Below are 16602 nucleotides of genomic sequence, written 5' to 3' on the forward strand. Positions count from 1 at the left end.
GGCTGCCTCGTAAAGGATCATTCACTTGCTCGTCTGGCGCGCTGAATTGCAAGCTGCTGCGCTTATTGCCGGGCCATTTCGGCCTGCACCCGGGCTTGCTTGGCCTTGAACTCGCGGTACTTGGCGGCCCCCATGATTTGTTGCAGCTGGGTTTGGGAGGCGATGTTAATGTGCTTGAGGGCGGCGGCCAGCTCGGGCGATTGGGCGGGGTGCTGCTGCTTGGCGGCATTGGCCTGCTCGACGGTGCCGTTGAGGACGGTGCGGATACGGCTCGTTTGGTCGGGAGTGAGCTTGAGCACGGTGGCCATGGCATCGGCCAAGTCGCGGGCGGCGGTGGCGGGCGTGGGCGCGGCGGCAGCGGGGCCTGCTTCGGTTATCGGGGCTTTGGCGCGCTTGTGAAAGACCGAGCAGCCCGAAGCTGCCAGGCCCAAGGCCAGTACTAAGGTGGAAAAACGGGCAGAATGCATAAGCGGGAAAATAGCCATACCCGCGTGGTTACGCAAAAACCGCTCCTGGGTACGCTGCCCGCTAAAAAAATCGGCTTTGGGGCCCCCGGTCGCCTGCCCTCGTGGGGCAGGCGCCGCTTAATCTTACGGCGGCGGTTCGCAAACTTGCGCTGCGCGAAGGCACTGTACCGCAGCGAATCGATGTGGGCGCCGGTTAGGGCCTTGATGCGACGTAGTTCGCCGTGGCGGGCGCAGCCGTGCAGCCGCTGCGCAATGGCGTCGTCCAGCCGGTTAATGAATTCAAGCAATTTCTCAACGCATTTACTGGGCTGCCATTGCGCGGGCCGCTACCGGCAGCGTGGCCTTCAGGCCCTGGGCCGTGTGGTGGGCCAGGGCCATGATGGTGAGCATGGGGTTCACGCCCGAGCACGCCGGGAAGGCCGCGCCATCGGCCACGTACAGGCCGGGCAGCTCCACGGTCTCGCCGGTGAGGCGCACAGGGTGGGTGGCGGCGTCGCCGCCCATGCGGGCGGTGCTCATCTGGTGGGCGCTGTAGAGGCCAAACTGGTTGGGCCGCCAGCCCAGGTGCGGCAGCTGGGCCAGCAGCTCGGGGTGGCGCAGGGCCCCGTTTTCGGCCTTCAAAATGGGCAGTGTGCCGTGGGGCAGGTAGATGGTGTGGGCCCCGGCGGCGGCGTGGATTTCGGCCGCGGCTTGCACGCCGGCCAGCAGGTTGCCCCGGTCAAAATCCGACAGCGCGTAGTCAATCAGCGGAATCCCGTGCTTGTCCACGCGCACGCGGCCGCCGTCGCGGTCGCGGGTGAGGGCGATGAACGAGCCGAGGTGGGCGGCGCCGGCCATCAGCTCGCGGTGCTGGGCCCCGCTCAGCCAGGGCAGCACGGTGCTCAGCAGGCCGGGGTGGGTGGGGGGCGTTTCGAGCTTCACGCCGAAGTTGGTGCCGTGCCGGCGGGTGTGGGCGTCGTTAACCACGCTCATGCTCGGGCCGTGCCACGAGTGCATGGCCCAGGGGTACAGCGCGGCCACAATCAGGGTGGGGTGCAGGTGCAGGTGGCGGCCCAGGTGCGGGTGGCGCAGGCCCGAGCGCAGCAGCAGGGCCGGCGTCTGGATGGCCCCGGCGGCCACCACCACGCAGCGGGCCCGCACCTGCACGCGCACGGCGGGCCCGTCGGCGGGGGCGTACACGGCCTCGGCCCCGGCGGCGCGGCCGTGGGCCTGGGTGATGCGCTCGACGCGGGCATCGGCCAGCAGGCGGGCCCCGTGGCGGGCGGCCAGGGGCAAATACGTGTTCAGGGTGCCCTGCTTGTGGCCGTGCCCATCGCCGAGCGACGAGTACCCCAGGGCCCTAAAGTGCGCGTCGTCGGCCGCGTCCACGCCCCGCTCGTTGCGTGGAATCAGCTTCACGTCCTGGCCCAGGCGCTGCGAGCCGTCCCACAGGGCCTGGTTCTGGCCGTTGTGGCGGGTGTAATCGGTGTTCACGCCCAGGGCCGCGCTCACCGCATCCAGGCTTTGCTGGAAATCGGGGCCCGTGAAGTGGGGCGCCTGGTGCGCGCGGGCCCATTCCTCCAGCACGTAGTCGGGGGTGCGGAAGGCGCCGGCCCAGTTCACGGTGGTGCCGCCGCCCAGGCACGAGCCGGCCAGGATGCCCACGCCGCCGTCGTGGGTGCCGAGGGTGCCGCGGGCGTCGTACAGGGCCCCCATCATGTCGGTTTCGCGCTGCGTGAAGTCGCGTCCGTGGTAGTAGGGCCCCTTTTCGAGCACCAGCACGTCGAAGCCGGCGGCGGCCAGCTCGCCGGCCACCACGCCGCCGCCCGCCCCCGAGCCCACCACCAGCACGTCGCAGTCGTAGGTAATGTCCTGCCGGGGCCGCAGGGTTTGGAGGGGCTGGGCGGTGTCGGCGGGCGCGTCGGCGGGGCCGGGGTAGCCCAGGGCGTTCCAGGCGGCGGGGCGGCCGGGCCGGCTGCCGCCGTAGTACAGAAACAGGCACAGCTTGCGCAGCGCCTGAAACCCCTTGCGCAGCGGCGGCAGCCGCGAAGCGGCCCAGCTTTGCAGCAGCTGCTCGCGCTGGGCGGCGCTGAGCTGCGCAAACGGCCGCAGGGGCCCCAGCCACGTAAGGCCCACCACAGGCTGGTTGAGCAGGTCGAGCAGCTGCCCGAACTCGGCTTGGGCCCCGAAGGGCTGGGCCCGCACAGCGGCTACAAACTGATCGAGGTCAATGCCTTCGGACCCGGTGGGCAGGCCGGGGGCGGGCGGCAGCAGGGTGTCGGCCACGGCGCGGACGGCGGCGGCGCGGGCGGGGGTAAGGTCGAACATCGGGTGGAATTTTGGGCAGCGGCAACGGGTTGCAAAAGGTAGGCATTTTCGGGCAAAGTAGTAGGCGTGCCGAGTAGTTTGGGGTGGTTTTGGGGCCCAGCGCTACTTTTGCGCCATGCCCGACCTCGTTCGCACCCCCGAGACCCGCCACCGCGTCCACTTCCAGGACTGCGACATGCTGGGCCACCTCAACAACGCCCGCTACCTCGACTACTTCCTCAACGCCCGCGAAGACCAAGTGGCCGAGCACTACGCCCTGAATATGGGCGAGCTGGCCCGCGAGCAGCACGCGGCCTGGGTCATCACCAAGCACCACCTCAGCTACCTCAAGCCCGCGCGCCAGGGCGTGGAGGTGCTCATCCGCACCCAGCTCATCCACTTCGACAACTCCAACCTGGTGGTAGAAATGCAGATGCGCGCCGCCGACGGCCTGCGCCTGCTGGCGCTGCTGTGGTCGGAAATGACGTTTGTGAAGATGCCCGCCGGCACCCGCCTCGACCACTCCGACGAGCTGATGGACCTGCTCGACCGGGTGGACGTGGAAGAGGTTGAGTACGACCCCGATGGCTTCGATGACCGGGTGAAGGCCGTGCGCCAGGAGCTCAAGCAGCTGCGCCGCTCCGCCGAATAGAGCCCCGGGTCCCGGCAATAAGGCGTACATTCCCCTTTATTGCCGCTTGCTATCTTTAATACAATATGTATCCGTTATTTTCTTTGATTATAAGTAGATTGCTAAAAAAGGGCTTGGTAAAGTTTAGTTATTTAGGGGTGTTGCTGGTGCTGCTGGCAACGGGAGCCCAGGCCCAGCGCCGGGCCGCGCCGCTCGGGGCCCCCGCCGCCGGGGCCCCAGACACGGTGACGCACGACGACGCGCACCGCATCGAAATGGGCTACACCACGCTGAGCGGGATTTCCGGGCAGGTGCGCAACGTGTACGATCCCCGCGACCTGGCCGAAGCGCTGCCCGACGTGTGCGAAACCCTGAAAGCCATTCAGCACGGGGTGGAGGAAACCGACCAGGTGGTGGACATCAAGCAGTTGCAAATGTGCCAATTGATGCTGGCCACCACCCAAGGCCAACTCACCGAGTGGCGCACGGCGCTGGGCGGGGCCCACGAGGCGCTGGAAGCCATGCAGGCCCGCTTAAAGGCCCTGCCCGGCCCGCCGGCCCGCGCCCCCCACCCCGACGCGGCCGCCCTTACCCTGGAGCGGGCCGATTCGGCGCTGCAAGGGCGGCAGGGGCGCATCGCAGGGCTGCTCACCAAGCGGTTCCAGCGCGTGAAGACGCTGCAAACCCAGGTGGCGGCCAGCTACATCCAGTCGCTGGAGCTGCAAGACCGGGTGGGCGACCTCATGCGCCGCTTCGGGCGCACCACCATCAAGGCGGCCTACCCGCCGCTGTGGCAGGCGCGGCCCGTTCCACCGCCCCCGCCCGACCCCGACGCGGCCCAGGACGAGGTTTACCGGCGCGAAATCATCGGCTACTACTTCGCCAACAACTGGGACAACTGGGCCTACATGGCCCTGATTGGGGCCGTGTTCTACGGTTGGGTGGCTTTTAACTACCGCCGGGTGAACAAGCGGGCGCTGGCCATCGAGCCGCCCTTCCATTACCTGCGGCCGGGGCTGGTAGCGGCCACGCTGGTGGTGGTGTTCAGCCTGGCCCCGGCCCTGGAGCTGCACCCGCCGCCCGTGTACCTGGCCCTGCTGCAAGTGCTGCTGCTGGGGGCCCTCACGGCGGTGTTTGCCCGCAGCTGGCCCCGCGGCGCGTTTTGGTACTGGCTGGGGCTGGTGGCGTTTTTCGTGGGGCTGGCCCTTATCAACGCCAACGCGGCGGCGGGCCTGCTGGTGCGCTGGGGCCTGCTGCTGCTCGACGTGGCGGCCGTGGGCATCGGGGCGGTGCTGCTGCGGCGCGTGCGGCACGCAGCCAAGCTGCCCCCGTTCGTGGTGCCCGTCACGGGGGTGTTCATGGCGCTGAACGGGCTGGCCGTGGCCTGCAACGTGTTGGGCCGCTTAAGCTTGGCCAAGATGTTCAGCACGACGGCCATATTCGGGCTCACGCAGGGCATCGGGCTGGCCGTGCTCATCGAGCTGCTCACCGAGGCTTTTTTGCTGCAAGTGCTGTGCAGCCGCTCGGCGGCGGGCGGCGTGGGGCACTTCGACTACGACAAAATCGGCCCCTCGTTGCTGCGCCTGCTCACGGCGGTGGCGGCGGGCCTGTGGCTGCTGGTGTTCACCTCCAACCTGAACCTGTATGGTGTGCTCTACGGCGTGGCCGAACGCTTCCTCGCGGCCCCGCGCCTGCTGGGCAGCACCGAGTTCACGCTCGGCAACATCTTGCTGTTCTTTATCATTCTCTACATTTCGGCGCAGCTTCAGCAATACATCGGCTACTTTTTTGGCGAAGTGAGCGATGCCGACGATACCCCCGGGACCCGGCAGCGCGGCTCTTGGCTGGTGGGGCTGCGGCTGCTGCTGGTGCTCGTGGGCTTCGCGCTGGCCACGGCCGCCACGGGCCTGCCGCTCAGCAAAATCGCCATCGTGTTCGGGGCCCTCAGCGTGGGCATCGGCCTGGGCTTGCAAAGCATCGTCAACAACCTGGTGTCGGGCATCATCCTCATCTTCGAGCGGCCCTTCCACGTGGGCGACTTCATCGAGGTGGCCGGCAAGGCGGGCCGCGTGCAGGACATCGGCATCCGCTCCAGCAAGCTCACCTCCGTCACGGGCTCCGAAATTATCGTGCCCAACGGCGATTTGCTCTCCGGCCACGTCATCAACTGGACCCGCACCAACGACCACGTGCGCGTGGACCTCACCCTAAAAATCGCCCCCGCCGTGAACCCCGACGCCGACGGGCAAGCCGACCCGCAAGCTGCCCTGCAAACCGCCCGCGAGCAAATCCAGGAGGAAATCAAGGCCAGCCCCTACACCATGCACACCCTGGCTCCCGAAATCCTGCTCAACAACATCAACGGCCAGGTATACGAATTGCGCGTGCTGTTCTGGATTACCAACATCCGCCAGCAGGAACTCACCAAAAGCGAAATCCTGGCCGGCATCTACCGGCGGTTCACGGCGCAAGGGTTGGTGCTGAGCTAGGGCGGCGGGCCAGGGCCCAAATTGTACGGACGCGGTACCGCCTGAAAACAAAAATCCGACCGGCCGGGGCCCTCGGGGGGGCGGCCGAAACGAATTTCTGCCCGGCAATGCCCAGCGGGAGACGAGCGGCTCCCCCTTTCCGGCCGGCCGGCAGCGCCGGGGGAGGGGCTAGCCAAGCCGGGGAAAGGACAAAAAGGCTTTTCCGGCCGGCCGCTGCCGCCGGGGGGCGCGCTGGCCCCGGTTTCCGGCCGGCCCCGGCCCCCGGGGCCCGGCGCGGAACGGGCGGAGCCGAAAAACCGACGGAAAAGTCGGCCGCAAAAAGAACGATTTTGTATTTTTTATAGATGCGGGACCTTGTGGCCGGGCTTAAACCGCCTACATTTGGCGGTACTATTTACCTTTTATCGTCCGCTGTTCGGCACCGCCATGACCAAGTCCTTAATCCCGATGTCGCAAGGCGACCTGTACCTGCTGCTGCCGCTGGCCTGGCAGGCCTACGGCGAGCAGCTGCCCCGGTTTGCCGCCTACAAGAGCGGCTACACCGCCGCGCTGGCCGACGCCCAGGCCGCGGCCCTCGCCGCCGCGCAGGCCCTCCCCGACGATGCCGCCCGCTCGGGCCAGGCCGAAGCCGTGCGCCAGCGCCTGCTGCCCCAGCTCACCGAGTACCTCGCCGCCTGGTACCAGCTCGACGGCTACATCGAGGAAGCCTACCCCGACGCCTACGCCGCCATGCGCGACGCGGCCGGCCACCGCGACTACGACGCCGCCGGGCACTACGACTGGGCCCGCGCCGCGGCCCTGATGGCGGCGGCCGACGCCTTCGTGCGGGCCCACGCGGCCGACCTGCGCACCGCCGGCCAGATGCCCGACGGCTTCCCCGCCGCCCTGGCCGCCGAAGCCGCCGACGTGGGGGCCCTGCTCGGCGAGTACCAGGCCCTGAAAGGCACCGCCCAGCAGGGCACCGCCGCCCAGCAAACGGCCAACAAGGCCCTTTACGACGACTACCAGAAGATGAACCGCGACGCCCAGCGCATCTTCCGCCTCCAGCCCGACACCGCCCGCCTCTTCCAAACCGAGTACCTGCTGGGCCTGGTGCGCGGCCCCGGTCAGGCCGGCGTGCGCGGCACCCTCACCCTGCCCGGCGGGGCCCCCGCCGCGGGCGTGACGGTGGCCGTCGCGGGCCCCAAAACCGCCGCGGCCGTGAGCGACGAGCAGGGCCGCTACGCCCTGGCCGTGCCCGCCGGCGACTACACCCTCACCTTCAGCGGCGCGGGCTATGCCCCGCAGGAAGCCGCTGTAACGGTGCAAGCCGGCGTGAAAAAGCGGGCGGATGGGGTGATGGGGAAGGGATAATCCCTAATATTGATTCAGATAACGTTTCGCTTTTCTTCATTCATTTAATCCTAAACACAATGCCTGCTTTAAAACGATACAGACTTTTTATTAGTCATGCTTGGCGCTATCATGACGATTACGTGCGATTTATAAACTTACTCGATGAAGCTCCTCTTTTTGAATATGCCAATTATAGCGTACCACGCGATGATAAATTCGATAAGATGTCAAGTACAGCTTTAGGGGAAGAAATAATGGGTCAAATAAGACCTGTGCAATGTGTTATTATTTTAGGAGGACTATATGTTTCATATAGTGACTGGATACAGTATGAGATTGATTATGCTAAACAGATGCAAAAGCCAATCATTGCTGTGATGCCTTGGGGAAGTACTGTAACTCCTAAAGCTGTAACTCAAGCGGCCAACATCATCGTAGGATGGAATACAAATTCTTTTGTCTCAGCTATACGTGACTACTCAATCTAACACAGCAGGCGCTTTATCTGTCGATTCTGAAGACTACCCGGCATTATATCAATCAGCAAATAATGCCTCTAGTGATGCTCAGACGCTGCATCTACGTACGACGTATTCCTATTTGATTTTGATGGTAGTTGGTGCTCTGTTCGCCGCCTACTCTGCCAAGTCTACTGCGGTAACTATTATTTCTGCAGTCTTCTTTATGACGACTTTAGGAATAAGTTTATTGTCTGAATGGAAACGCCATGACAAAGTCTGGTATAAAGGCCGCGCTGTTGCCGAATCTATTAAAACTAGATCTTGGCGCTATATGATGAATGCAGAACCTTATTCTGTGACAGATCCGCCAATAAAAGCTCAACATGAGTTTTGTAATGATTTAGCAGAAATTTTAAGTCAAAATAATACTCTCTCCGAGTTTATGGGTAACGGAGCAGTTTCCTATGATGCTGTTACTGATAAGATGAAATGGGTTCGTAATCTAGATACTCCAACTAGGTTGGCTGTTTATAAAGAACATAGGATAGAGGAACAACGCTTATGGTACAGTAAGAAATCTGTAGAGAACCGTATAATGGGCAAGCGTTGGTTTCGGGTAATGGTTATTCTTCACAGTTTAGCAATCATATTGCTTCTTGTTCAAATTGGTTATCCTAAATTATCCAATCTTCCAATCGAAGCAATTATAGTTGGAGCAACCGGTGTTCTCACTTGGATTCAAGTAAAAAGGTATCAAGACAATTCTACTGTGTATGCGTTTACAGCACATGAGATAGTTCTGATACGACAGAAAAGCGATGGAATAACAACTGATAAAGAACTGTCTGATTTCGTCAAGGATGCTGAAAATGCCTTCTCTAGAGAGCATACCATGTGGGTAGCTAGAAAAGACGTTTCGGGCTGAATCCTGGTTAACTTCTTTTTCATCCTATGACTATCGAAACGGAACGCGAAGCCAACGGACGCTGGCTGGCCGAATTGCTGCAAATAGCCGGGGCCCTGGCCTACGGACCTACGCGGGAGCAGGCCATTGCCAACGCACAAGCTCTGGCGCTGCGCGTTATTGCCGAACAGTTGGAATTGGGCTAGGAGCGCCCGCGCTGCCGCGGAACCAAAGGTCCCCATGGGCGTAAAAGAAAGGACCGGGACTATCCCCGGCCCTTTCTCTTTACCATTCCTTACCCATGTCCATCTTCAGCAGCGATAAGCTCAAGGGCAAGAAAATTGCCATCATTGCCACCGACGGCTTCGAGCAGGCCGAGCTTGACGAGCCCAAGAAATACCTCGAAGGCGAAGGCGCTACCACCCACGTCATCTCCCTCAAAAGCGGCTCCATCAAGGGCTGGGACGGCCCCAGCAAGGACTGGGGCGACAAAGTAGATGTCGATAAAGTCATCACCGACGTGAAGCCGGCCGACTACGACGCCCTGGTGCTGCCCGGCGGCCAGATGAACCCCGACATCCTGCGCCTCGACAAAGACGTGGTGGCCTTCGTGCGCGAGTTTGCCGGCTCGGGCAAGGTGGTGGCCGCCATCTGCCACGGCCCCTGGACGCTGATTGAGGCCGACGTGGTGCGCGGCAAGAAAATGACCAGCTGGCCCAGCCTGAAAACCGACCTTAAAAACGCCGGCGCCCACTGGGAAGATTCGGAAGTGGTGGTAGACAAAGGCCTCATCACCAGCCGCAAGCCCGCCGATATTCCCGCCTTCAACAAGAAAATTGTAGAAGAAATCCTTGAAGGCCAGCACGCCCCGCGCAGCTAGGGCCCCCGGCTTTACGTTGAAATAAAACGGCCCGCTACTGCCTAGTAGCGGGCCGTTCGCGTGTAGCTTGGACGCTGCGAGTCCGAGCCGCTAACCGGTCGCTGAACAATAATCGGTAGGACGAAGTGGGAGCCGTGGACTCGCAGCGTCCACGCTACAGCCCGGCGGCGCGCAGCGGGGCCCCCGCCAGGTGCAGCAGGGCCGTCATGGCCAAGTCGAATACCAGCAGGAAGGTGCCTTGCAGCAGCACCGAGTAGCCGAAGCCAGCCAGCCGGGCGGGGTGGCGCGCGTCAGGCTCGGTGGCCCGGCGGCGCAGCCAGAGGCCCACGACGACGTAGAGCACGTCGAGCCCGGTGTTGATGAGGAACAGGTTTTCGTCGTGGTGGTGGGCCCCCGCTTCGGCGGCCAGCGACCAACCGGCCGGCGGCAAGCGGCGCAGCATGACGATGCCCCAGGCGGCGAGGCCGGCGTTCACCAGGGCCCAGGCCACGTTCATGAAGTGGAAGTAGTAGGGCTCCAGGCGGCGGTCGGCGCGGCCCACGGCGTAGCCGCTGCCCACCAGGTTGGCGATGACCCAGGCGGCGAGCACCGCCAGGCCACGGCCCACAATTAGCTCGCGGGCAGCGTACAGGGCATTGGGGTCGAGGGCGGGCATGGGAAAAGGGAATAAAAAAGCCGCCTGCCCCCGCAACCCGAAAGGCGCGCGGGCAGGCGGCGGTAGGGCCCCAGCGGGCCTATTGGGTGAAGCCCAAACCCAGGTACACCTGGAAGGTTTGGTTGTGCAAGTTGCTGTTGGTCAGGTTGGCCACAGTATTGCCGCCGTACTTTATCGACACGCCGTCTTTGTACACGTTGCCCAGGCCCAGGTCGTAGCGCACGCCGATGCGGGCGGGGCCCACGCGGCCCTCAAAGCCGGCCACGGCGCCGTAATCAAGCGAGTTGAAGCCGCCGGCGGACAGGGCAAGGTCCTGGTCGTACACCCGGGCGTTGGTTAGCAGCGACACCTGGGGCCCGATGTGGAAGCTCAGGTTTTTGGTGAAGTTGGCCACGTACAGGACGGGCAGCTGCAAGTAGTTCAGGCGGGTGGTGCGCTGGCTTTCGTTGTAAGCGCCGCCGGCAAAGTTGGCGATGTAGCCCTTGCGCGTGTACAGCAGCTCGACTTGCACGGACGACACTTGGTTGAAGCCAAACTGGCCGTACACGCCGCCGTGGAAGGCGTTGATGTAATCGGGGTTGAGCAGGCCCTTGCCGCCGCCGTAGAGGTTGCTCAGGTTGTAGCCGCCCTTGATGCCGAAGCCGGTGTTGCGCGAATCGGTGACGGCGCCGCCGGTGTAATCTTTCGAGGAAAGGTCGCCGCCGGCGCGGGCCTGGGCCATAGCCGCCGGGGCCGCCGCGGCGCCCAGCATAAGCGTGAGAAGAAGATTTTTCATAAATTAAGGGGATGGATAAAGGGATAGAAAACAGCGGCCCCGGCGGGGCCCCACATCGGGTATCGACGATGCCCTATACTTCGCCCCGCCCAGAAAGTTGCCCACCGGGGCCCCGGGGCCTAAAAATTCGCCGGCCGGTGCTACCTTTGCCCGGCCCGCCGCACCTTGGCGCGGGCGCCTTTGGGGTATTAGCTCAGTTGGTTCAGAGTACCACCCTGACACGGTGGGGGTCACTGGTTCGAGCCCAGTATGCCTCACAAAAAGCCTTTCCGCCGCGCGGGGAGGCTTTTTGCTTTTGGGGCCCCGGTGCGGTGCGTAGCTTGGCGCCATGAAACGACTCTTCCTCGCCTTGGCCGCGTTGGCGCTGCTGGGGGGGGCGGCCGCCGCCCAGCCGCTACCCTTTTTGCACGCCCAGGGGCCCCAGGTGGTGGACGCCGCCGGCCGCGCGGTGCGCCTGCGCGGCGTGAACGTGGGCGGCTGGCTGCTCCAGGAAAGCTACATCCTCAAAACCGACTCGCTGGGCTCGCAGGGGCGCATCAAGCGGGCGCTGCTGCGCACGCTGCCCGAGGCGGCAGTGGAGCAGTTCTACGCCGACTACCGGGCCAGTTACGTCACCCAGGCCGACATCAACTTCGTTGCCGACCAGGGCTTTAACTGCGTGCGGGTGCCGTTTCACTACGACCTGCTGCTGACGCCCGCCCAGCGCCACGCCCGCAACCAAGCCCTGGCCACCGGCAACTTGGCCGCCTACGTAGGGGCCCTGGCCGGGTACTACGACCGCAACGAGCTGTTTACGCAGCCCGCCCAGGCCCCCGGCTTCGCCCTGCTCGACGACGTGATAAGGTGGTGCGCCGCCCGCAACATGTACGTGGTGCTGGACCTGCACGCGGCCCCCGGCGGCCAGGGCACCGACCCCAACATCAACGACAACCTGGCCCCGCTCGACCTCTGGAAGCGGCGCGACGCCAAGGGCCGGCTCCTCTACCAAGACATCGCGGTGCGGCTGTGGGAAACGCTGGCCCGGCGCTACAAAAACACCCCCGCCGTGGCCATGTACGACCTCATCAACGAGCCGCACAACCTGAACGTCGCCCACGGCCTCTCGCCCAACCACGCCGAATTGAACGCGCTCTACAGCCGCCTCATCACGGCCGTGCGCGCCCAGGGCGACCATCATTTGCTGCTGCTGGAGGGCGACGGCTACGGCAACAACTACGCCGGCCTGACGCCGGCCGCGCTGACAACCAAGGACAAGACCAACCTCGTCTACAACGCCCACCACTACTGGGACACCAACGACCCGCGGGCCGCCGACGCCACCAACCCCGACCAGATTTCGCGCATCGGGGGCATGGTGAAGTTCCGGGCGGCGCAGCACGTGCCGGTGTGGGTGGGCGAAATCGGCGAGAACTCGAACGAGTGGCTGGCCGCCGCCTACCGGGCCCTCGACGCGGCGGGCATCGGCTGGTGCCACTGGACGCTGAAGCGCGTGAACGGCCGCACCAGCCTGCTCGATGTGAAGCCCTACGGCAGCATCCTGGACGCCACCGGCCGGGCCACGCTGCTGCGCAACTGCCTGTTTGCCAACTGCCAGGTGAACCGCGACGTGGTGGACGCCCTCACCCGCCAGCTCCGCACCAACGATACCCAGCCCTTCGCCTCGCTCACCGTGCCCGGCCGGGTGGGGGCCCCCGACTACGACCTGGGCCGCAACGGCCAGGCGTACTTCGACGCCTACGCCGAGAAAACCGGGGGCCTGCAAGCGCCCGCCCCCAACGCCGGCGGTGCCTACCGCAACGACGGCGTGGACCTCAGCGCCGACCCCGCGGGCCCCGGCTTTGTGGTGAGCCACACCGAGGCCGGCGACTGGCTGAATTACACCGTGCGCATCGGCCGCGAGGCGCCCTTCGCGGCGGTGCTGCGCGCGGCCAATCCCACCGCCCAGCCCGCCCGCCTGGCCCTATCGCTCGACGGCACCCGCCTCGGCACTTTCGACGTGCCCGCCAACGCCGCGGCCGCCGACTGGCCCCTGGCCGCCCAGGGCCCCCTGCCGCTGCCCCCCGGTACCCACACCCTGCGCCTGACGGTGGAAACCCCGGGCGCTGTCCTCAGCAGCATGACGTTCAAGGCCGTCCCGAAATAGTTGGCGAGGTTTAGTTGTCAGTTTTTAGTTGTCAGTTATTCGTTGTCAGTTATTCGTTGTCCGTTGTTAGTGGAGTGCTTCAACCAACGTACTGGTGGATTCGCGGCGGCGTGCGCTTGGCGGTACACCCTAACTAACAACTGACAACAAACAACTGACAACTAGCCCAGATGCTGCCCATTGCCTTCGCGCCCAGCTACGCCCACCCGCTGCCGGCTGCCCACCGCTTCCCGATGCTGAAGTACGAGCTGCTGCCCGAGCAGCTGCTGCACGAAGGCACGGCCACGGCGGCCGATTTTTTCGTGCCCGTGCCCCCGCCGGATGCCGACATTTTGCGGGTGCACGACGCCGGGTACTACCAGCGCCTGCGCCTGGGCCAGCTCACCCGGCAGGAGGAGCGGGTGACGGGTTTTCCGTGGTCGCCGGAGCTGTTTGCGCGCGAAGTCACCATCCTCGGCGGCACCATCGAGTGCGCCCGGCGGGCCCTGGTGCACGGCGCGGCGTTCAACATTGCCGGCGGCACCCACCACGCCTTCCGCGACCGGGGCGAGGGCTTTTGCCTGCTGAACGACCAAGCCGCCGCGGCCGCTTGGCTGCTGGCCAACGGGCTGGCGCAAAAGGTGTTGGTTGTGGACCTGGACGTGCACCAGGGCAACGGCACGGCCGCTATTTTCCAGCACGAGCCGCGCGTGTTCACCTACTCGGTGCACGGGGCCCGCAACTACCCCGGCCGCAAGGAAACCTCCGACCTCGACCAGCCCCTGCCCGACGGCACCGCCGACGCCGAATACCTCGGCCTGCTGGCCGCCACGCTGGGGCCCCTGGTAGCACGCGTGCGCCCCGACTTCGTGTTCTACCTGGCCGGCGTGGATGTGCTGGCCACCGACAAGCTCGGCCACCTGGCCCTGAGCCGCGATGGCTGCCGCCAGCGCGACGAGCTGGTGCTCAGCCTCTGCCACGCCCAGGGCCTGCCCGTGGTGGTGTGCATGGGCGGCGGCTACTCCGCCCGCATCGCCGACATCGTGGAAGCCCACGCCAACACGTTCCGGGTAGCCGCCAGCCTGTGGGGCTGAGTTAGGGCCCTGGGCGATGGGCCAATTAATGCTTATCCGAATAGGGCTTCGTCGGAATGACAAAGCCCTATTCGGATAGCCAGCTAGGGCCCCAGCGGCCCGGTAGCAGCCGCCACTTGCGTAGCCGGTCGTGCCGCTTACCGTGTATCTTGCGGTATGACTTTCTTCCGCTCATCGCGCCGGTTGGCACTGGCTGGCTGCGTTTTTCTGGCCGCTACCGGTGCGGCCGCGGCCCAAACCATGTCCAACGCCGTGCGCGCCGCCCCCACGCCTGATTCGGCCAAGGTGTACACCTACGTCGAGCAAATGCCACAGCTGCCAGGCAAGGCCAGCATTGTAGCGTCCATCCAGCAGGGGGTAGCCCCGGGTAGCGGCTGCAGCGGCAAGGTGTTCGTGTACTTCGTGGTGGGCCCCAGCGGCACAGTGAAGGACGCCAAAGTCATTAAAGGCCCGGACGGCGGCTGCAACGCGGCCGTGCTGGCGGCGGTGCGCAAGCTGCCACGCTTCCGGTCCGGCCGGCAAAACGGCAAGCCCGTGGCGGTTTCCTACACGGTGCCGCTTACTTTTTAGCCAGCTACCAACCGCTGGGGCCCTAACTCGGCCAGATAACCAGCTGCCACCGGAACGCCCAGCGCCAGCGCAGCTCATATTTTGCCAAGCCCGCTTGGGCCAGCAGCCCCACCCAATCGGCGCGGCGGAAGGCGCGGGCCACCGACAGCGGCGCGTCGTGCCGCACCAGGTACGAGCCGCCGAGCAGCCGCGTCAGGGCCCAAATGCTGCCGTAGGCCAGCCAGTGCCGGTGCAAGTCGTTGATGACCACGGCCACTTGCGCCTGCCGGGCCCACTGCCGCAGCAGGGCCCTCAGCTCGTCGTCGGTGAAGTGGTGGCAGAATAGGCTGCACGTCAGCACGTCGAAGGGCTGGGCCTGAAATTCGGCCGAGAAAATATCGAACTGCCGGTAGCTGATTTCGGGGTAGTCCTGGCTTTTGGCGCGGGCGTAGTCCAGCATGAATTGGTTGGCGTCAATGCCGACCAATTCCACCGCCACGCCGTGCTGGCGGGCCCAGCGGGCCACGTGGCGCAGGGTGTCGCCGCCGCCGCTGCCTAGGTCGGCCACGCGCAGCGGCCGGCCCGCGGGGAAGCGCGGCCGCAACCGAGCCAGCGCATCCAGCACCGGCCGGTAGCCGCCCAGCCAGGTGTTGATGAGTGCCAGCTCGTCGAGGTTGCGGCGCAAATCGTCCGAAGCCAGCGTCAGGTCGTCCATCAGCTCGGGGCCTGGGGCCCGGTACGTCAGCACGGCTTAATTAACGCTAAGCAGGCGCGGGCTGGCTAGTTCCGCCGACTCGGCCACCGCCCGCACGGTGGGCCCCTGGTGGCTGACGGTCAGCAGCATGGCTTCCAGCGTCAGGCCTGGCCCGAAGGCGAAGCTGAGCACCGGCGCCCCGTGGTCGGCGGGGGTGGCGGCGGCCAGCACGTCGCGCAGCACAAACAGCACCGTGGCCGACGACATGTTGCCGTAGTCGCGCAACACGCGGTAGGCGAAGCGGTTGTCGTCGTGGCTCAAATCCAGCGCTTGCTCAATGGTTTCCAAGATCTTGCGCCCACCGGGGTGGATGGCGAAGTGGTGGATGTCGGCGCGCCGCACGGGCAGGTTTTCCAGCAGCTGCTCCGTCAGCCGCCCAATGCCGCGCTGGATGAGCTTGGGTACGTAGCTCGAAAGCGTCATTTCAAATCCGAAGTCGTTGATGTGCCAGGCCATGTCGGCGTGCCCATCGGGCTCCAAGCCGCAGTGGAAGGCGGTGAGGGCCAGGCTGGGGGCCCCATCGGGCAAGGGCCGGCCCTGCACTAGGCACGCCGCCGCGCCGTCGCCAAATAGCGCGTTGCTCACGAGGTGGTCGTCTTCGGCGCTTTTCTGGAAGTGCAGCGTGCACAGCTCCACGCTCACCACCAGCACGCGGGCGGCGGGGTTGGCGCGGCAGGCAGCGTCGGCCAGCTTTAGGGCGTTCACGGCCGCGTAGCAGCCCATAAAGTTCACGCAAGTGCGCTGCACCGCCGCTGGCAGGCCCAGTGCCTGCACCAACTCAATGTCAAGCCCGGGCGCGTACATGCCCGTGCAGCTCACCGTGACGAGGTGGGTGATGGACGCCAGGGCCAGGCTCGGCACCTGGCGGCGGCAGTCGGCCACAGCAGCCAGGGCCAGCGGCAGGGCCTCGCGGCGGTACACGGCCATGCGCTGCCCCACGCTAGGAAATGGCTCCAGGCCAGGTGTGTTCGGGAAGAAGGTGTAGTCGCCGTTGGGGCGGCCGTAGTCGGGCAGCACCGAGTAGCGCTGCCCAATGCCCGACACCCGGTACAGGGCCCGAAGCCGGCGGGCGTCGGCGTCGCCGAATTCCAGGGCCTGGGCCATAAAATCGGCAATTTGTTGCTGCGCAATGCAGTGGGAGGGGTTGGCGGTGCCGATGGCGCCTAAGTAGCTGGTCATTGTGCGCAGTTTACGCAAAAT

The 16602-nt window shown here is 65.2% G+C and carries 16 protein-coding genes and 1 tRNA gene; 11 read left to right on the forward strand and 6 right to left on the reverse strand.

Features of this window, described 5'->3' with window-relative positions:
* Positions 1–62: 62 nt before the first annotated feature.
* Together AXW84_RS02055 and AXW84_RS02060 are read right to left on the reverse strand one after the other, a co-directional pair.
* Complete coding sequence (locus tag AXW84_RS02055) at positions 63–467, reverse strand: hypothetical protein (protein ID WP_068227949.1); 405 nt, start codon at positions 465–467, stop codon at positions 63–65.
* Between the two features lie 300 nt (positions 468–767).
* Positions 768–2774: an FAD-dependent oxidoreductase gene (locus tag AXW84_RS02060; protein WP_068227953.1), complete on the reverse strand. Its 2007-nt coding sequence runs from the start codon at positions 2772–2774 to the stop codon at positions 768–770.
* Between the two features lie 115 nt (positions 2775–2889).
* On the opposite strand from AXW84_RS02060, the gene AXW84_RS02065 reads away from it, so the two are divergent.
* The 7 genes from AXW84_RS02065 to AXW84_RS02080 all read left to right on the forward strand — a co-directional run bounded on the left by AXW84_RS02065 (position 2890) and on the right by AXW84_RS02080 (position 9453).
* Positions 2890–3405 carry an acyl-CoA thioesterase gene (locus AXW84_RS02065; RefSeq protein WP_068227955.1) on the forward strand — a complete coding sequence of 172 codons (516 nt, stop codon included), beginning with the start codon at positions 2890–2892 and terminating at the stop codon, positions 3403–3405.
* Positions 3406–3551: 146 nt separating this feature from the next.
* On the forward strand, positions 3552–5873 hold the full coding sequence (locus AXW84_RS02070) for a mechanosensitive ion channel family protein (protein WP_236943319.1): 2322 nt from the start codon (positions 3552–3554) through the stop codon (positions 5871–5873).
* 426 nt (positions 5874–6299) lie between these two features.
* On the forward strand, positions 6300–7226 hold the full coding sequence (locus tag AXW84_RS25690; RefSeq protein WP_068227960.1) for a carboxypeptidase-like regulatory domain-containing protein: 927 nt from the start codon (positions 6300–6302) through the stop codon (positions 7224–7226).
* A 59-nt stretch (positions 7227–7285) separates the two neighbouring features.
* Positions 7286–7696: a TIR domain-containing protein gene (locus AXW84_RS22950; RefSeq protein WP_071889767.1), complete on the forward strand. Its 411-nt coding sequence runs from the start codon at positions 7286–7288 to the stop codon at positions 7694–7696.
* A complete protein-coding gene (locus tag AXW84_RS22955; protein ID WP_071889770.1) occupies positions 7680–8594 on the forward strand; it encodes a DUF4231 domain-containing protein in 915 nt (304 codons plus the stop codon). The genes AXW84_RS22950 and AXW84_RS22955 overlap by 17 nt, the downstream gene beginning before the upstream one ends.
* Before the next feature lie 26 nt (positions 8595–8620).
* Complete coding sequence (locus AXW84_RS22960) at positions 8621–8779, forward strand: type II toxin-antitoxin system HicB family antitoxin (RefSeq protein WP_071889773.1); 159 nt, start codon at positions 8621–8623, stop codon at positions 8777–8779.
* 95 nt (positions 8780–8874) lie between these two features.
* Positions 8875–9453, forward strand: coding sequence for a type 1 glutamine amidotransferase domain-containing protein (locus AXW84_RS02080; RefSeq protein ID WP_204248416.1), 579 nt, complete (start codon positions 8875–8877; stop codon positions 9451–9453).
* 154 nt (positions 9454–9607) lie between these two features.
* Here AXW84_RS02080 and AXW84_RS02085 read toward each other — a convergent pair whose 3' ends face one another.
* Both AXW84_RS02085 and AXW84_RS02090 read right to left on the reverse strand, forming a co-directional pair.
* Positions 9608–10108: a DUF6992 family protein gene (locus tag AXW84_RS02085; protein ID WP_068227968.1), complete on the reverse strand. Its 501-nt coding sequence runs from the start codon at positions 10106–10108 to the stop codon at positions 9608–9610.
* A 79-nt stretch (positions 10109–10187) separates the two neighbouring features.
* Entirely contained in the window at positions 10188–10883 is a 696-nt protein-coding gene (locus tag AXW84_RS02090) for a porin family protein (protein WP_082773646.1), read from the reverse strand.
* A gap of 182 nt (positions 10884–11065) precedes the next feature.
* On the opposite strand from AXW84_RS02090, the gene AXW84_RS02095 reads away from it, so the two are divergent.
* The 4 genes from AXW84_RS02095 to AXW84_RS02110 all read left to right on the forward strand — a co-directional run bounded on the left by AXW84_RS02095 (position 11066) and on the right by AXW84_RS02110 (position 14669).
* Positions 11066–11140, forward strand: a tRNA-Val gene (locus tag AXW84_RS02095).
* Positions 11141–11211: 71 nt separating this feature from the next.
* Positions 11212–13026 (forward strand): cellulase family glycosylhydrolase, encoded by a 1815-nt coding sequence (locus AXW84_RS02100; RefSeq protein WP_082773647.1) that lies wholly within the window; start codon positions 11212–11214, stop codon positions 13024–13026.
* A gap of 170 nt (positions 13027–13196) precedes the next feature.
* Entirely contained in the window at positions 13197–14099 is a 903-nt protein-coding gene (locus tag AXW84_RS02105) for a histone deacetylase family protein (RefSeq protein ID WP_068227977.1), read from the forward strand.
* A gap of 156 nt (positions 14100–14255) precedes the next feature.
* A complete protein-coding gene (locus tag AXW84_RS02110; protein ID WP_068227980.1) occupies positions 14256–14669 on the forward strand; it encodes an energy transducer TonB in 414 nt (137 codons plus the stop codon).
* Positions 14670–14691: 22 nt separating this feature from the next.
* Here the strand turns inward: AXW84_RS02110 and AXW84_RS02115 are convergent, their stop codons facing one another.
* Both AXW84_RS02115 and AXW84_RS02120 read right to left on the reverse strand, forming a co-directional pair.
* Positions 14692–15396, reverse strand: coding sequence for a methyltransferase domain-containing protein (locus AXW84_RS02115; RefSeq protein WP_236943225.1), 705 nt, complete (start codon positions 15394–15396; stop codon positions 14692–14694).
* 3 nt (positions 15397–15399) lie between these two features.
* Complete coding sequence (locus AXW84_RS02120; protein ID WP_068227983.1) at positions 15400–16581, reverse strand: type III polyketide synthase; 1182 nt, start codon at positions 16579–16581, stop codon at positions 15400–15402.
* Between the last annotated feature and the right edge of the window lie 21 nt (positions 16582–16602).

The sequence above is a fragment of the Hymenobacter sp. PAMC 26628 genome, assembly GCF_001562275.1.
Taxonomy (GTDB): Bacteria; Bacteroidota; Bacteroidia; order Cytophagales; family Hymenobacteraceae; genus Hymenobacter.

What these genes read in the sequence shown, in the direction of transcription:
- AXW84_RS02055 (WP_068227949.1), bottom strand. Translation starts at nt 467, where the DNA reads ATGCATTCTGCCCGTTTTTCCACCTTAGTACTGGCCTTGGGCCTGGCA.
- AXW84_RS02060 (WP_068227953.1), bottom strand. Translation starts at nt 2,774, where the DNA reads ATGTTCGACCTTACCCCCGCCCGCGCCGCCGCCGTCCGCGCCGTGGCC.
- AXW84_RS02065 (WP_068227955.1), top strand. Translation starts at nt 2,890, where the DNA reads ATGCCCGACCTCGTTCGCACCCCCGAGACCCGCCACCGCGTCCACTTC.
- AXW84_RS25690 (WP_068227960.1), top strand. Translation starts at nt 6,300, where the DNA reads ATGACCAAGTCCTTAATCCCGATGTCGCAAGGCGACCTGTACCTGCTG.
- AXW84_RS22950 (WP_071889767.1), top strand. Translation starts at nt 7,286, where the DNA reads ATGCCTGCTTTAAAACGATACAGACTTTTTATTAGTCATGCTTGGCGC.
- AXW84_RS22960 (WP_071889773.1), top strand. Translation starts at nt 8,621, where the DNA reads ATGACTATCGAAACGGAACGCGAAGCCAACGGACGCTGGCTGGCCGAA.
- AXW84_RS02080 (WP_204248416.1), top strand. Translation starts at nt 8,875, where the DNA reads ATGTCCATCTTCAGCAGCGATAAGCTCAAGGGCAAGAAAATTGCCATC.
- AXW84_RS02085 (WP_068227968.1), bottom strand. Translation starts at nt 10,108, where the DNA reads ATGCCCGCCCTCGACCCCAATGCCCTGTACGCTGCCCGCGAGCTAATT.
- AXW84_RS02090 (WP_082773646.1), bottom strand. Translation starts at nt 10,883, where the DNA reads ATGAAAAATCTTCTTCTCACGCTTATGCTGGGCGCCGCGGCGGCCCCG.
- AXW84_RS02100 (WP_082773647.1), top strand. Translation starts at nt 11,212, where the DNA reads ATGAAACGACTCTTCCTCGCCTTGGCCGCGTTGGCGCTGCTGGGGGGG.
- AXW84_RS02105 (WP_068227977.1), top strand. Translation starts at nt 13,197, where the DNA reads ATGCTGCCCATTGCCTTCGCGCCCAGCTACGCCCACCCGCTGCCGGCT.
- AXW84_RS02110 (WP_068227980.1), top strand. Translation starts at nt 14,256, where the DNA reads ATGACTTTCTTCCGCTCATCGCGCCGGTTGGCACTGGCTGGCTGCGTT.
- AXW84_RS02120 (WP_068227983.1), bottom strand. Translation starts at nt 16,581, where the DNA reads ATGACCAGCTACTTAGGCGCCATCGGCACCGCCAACCCCTCCCACTGC.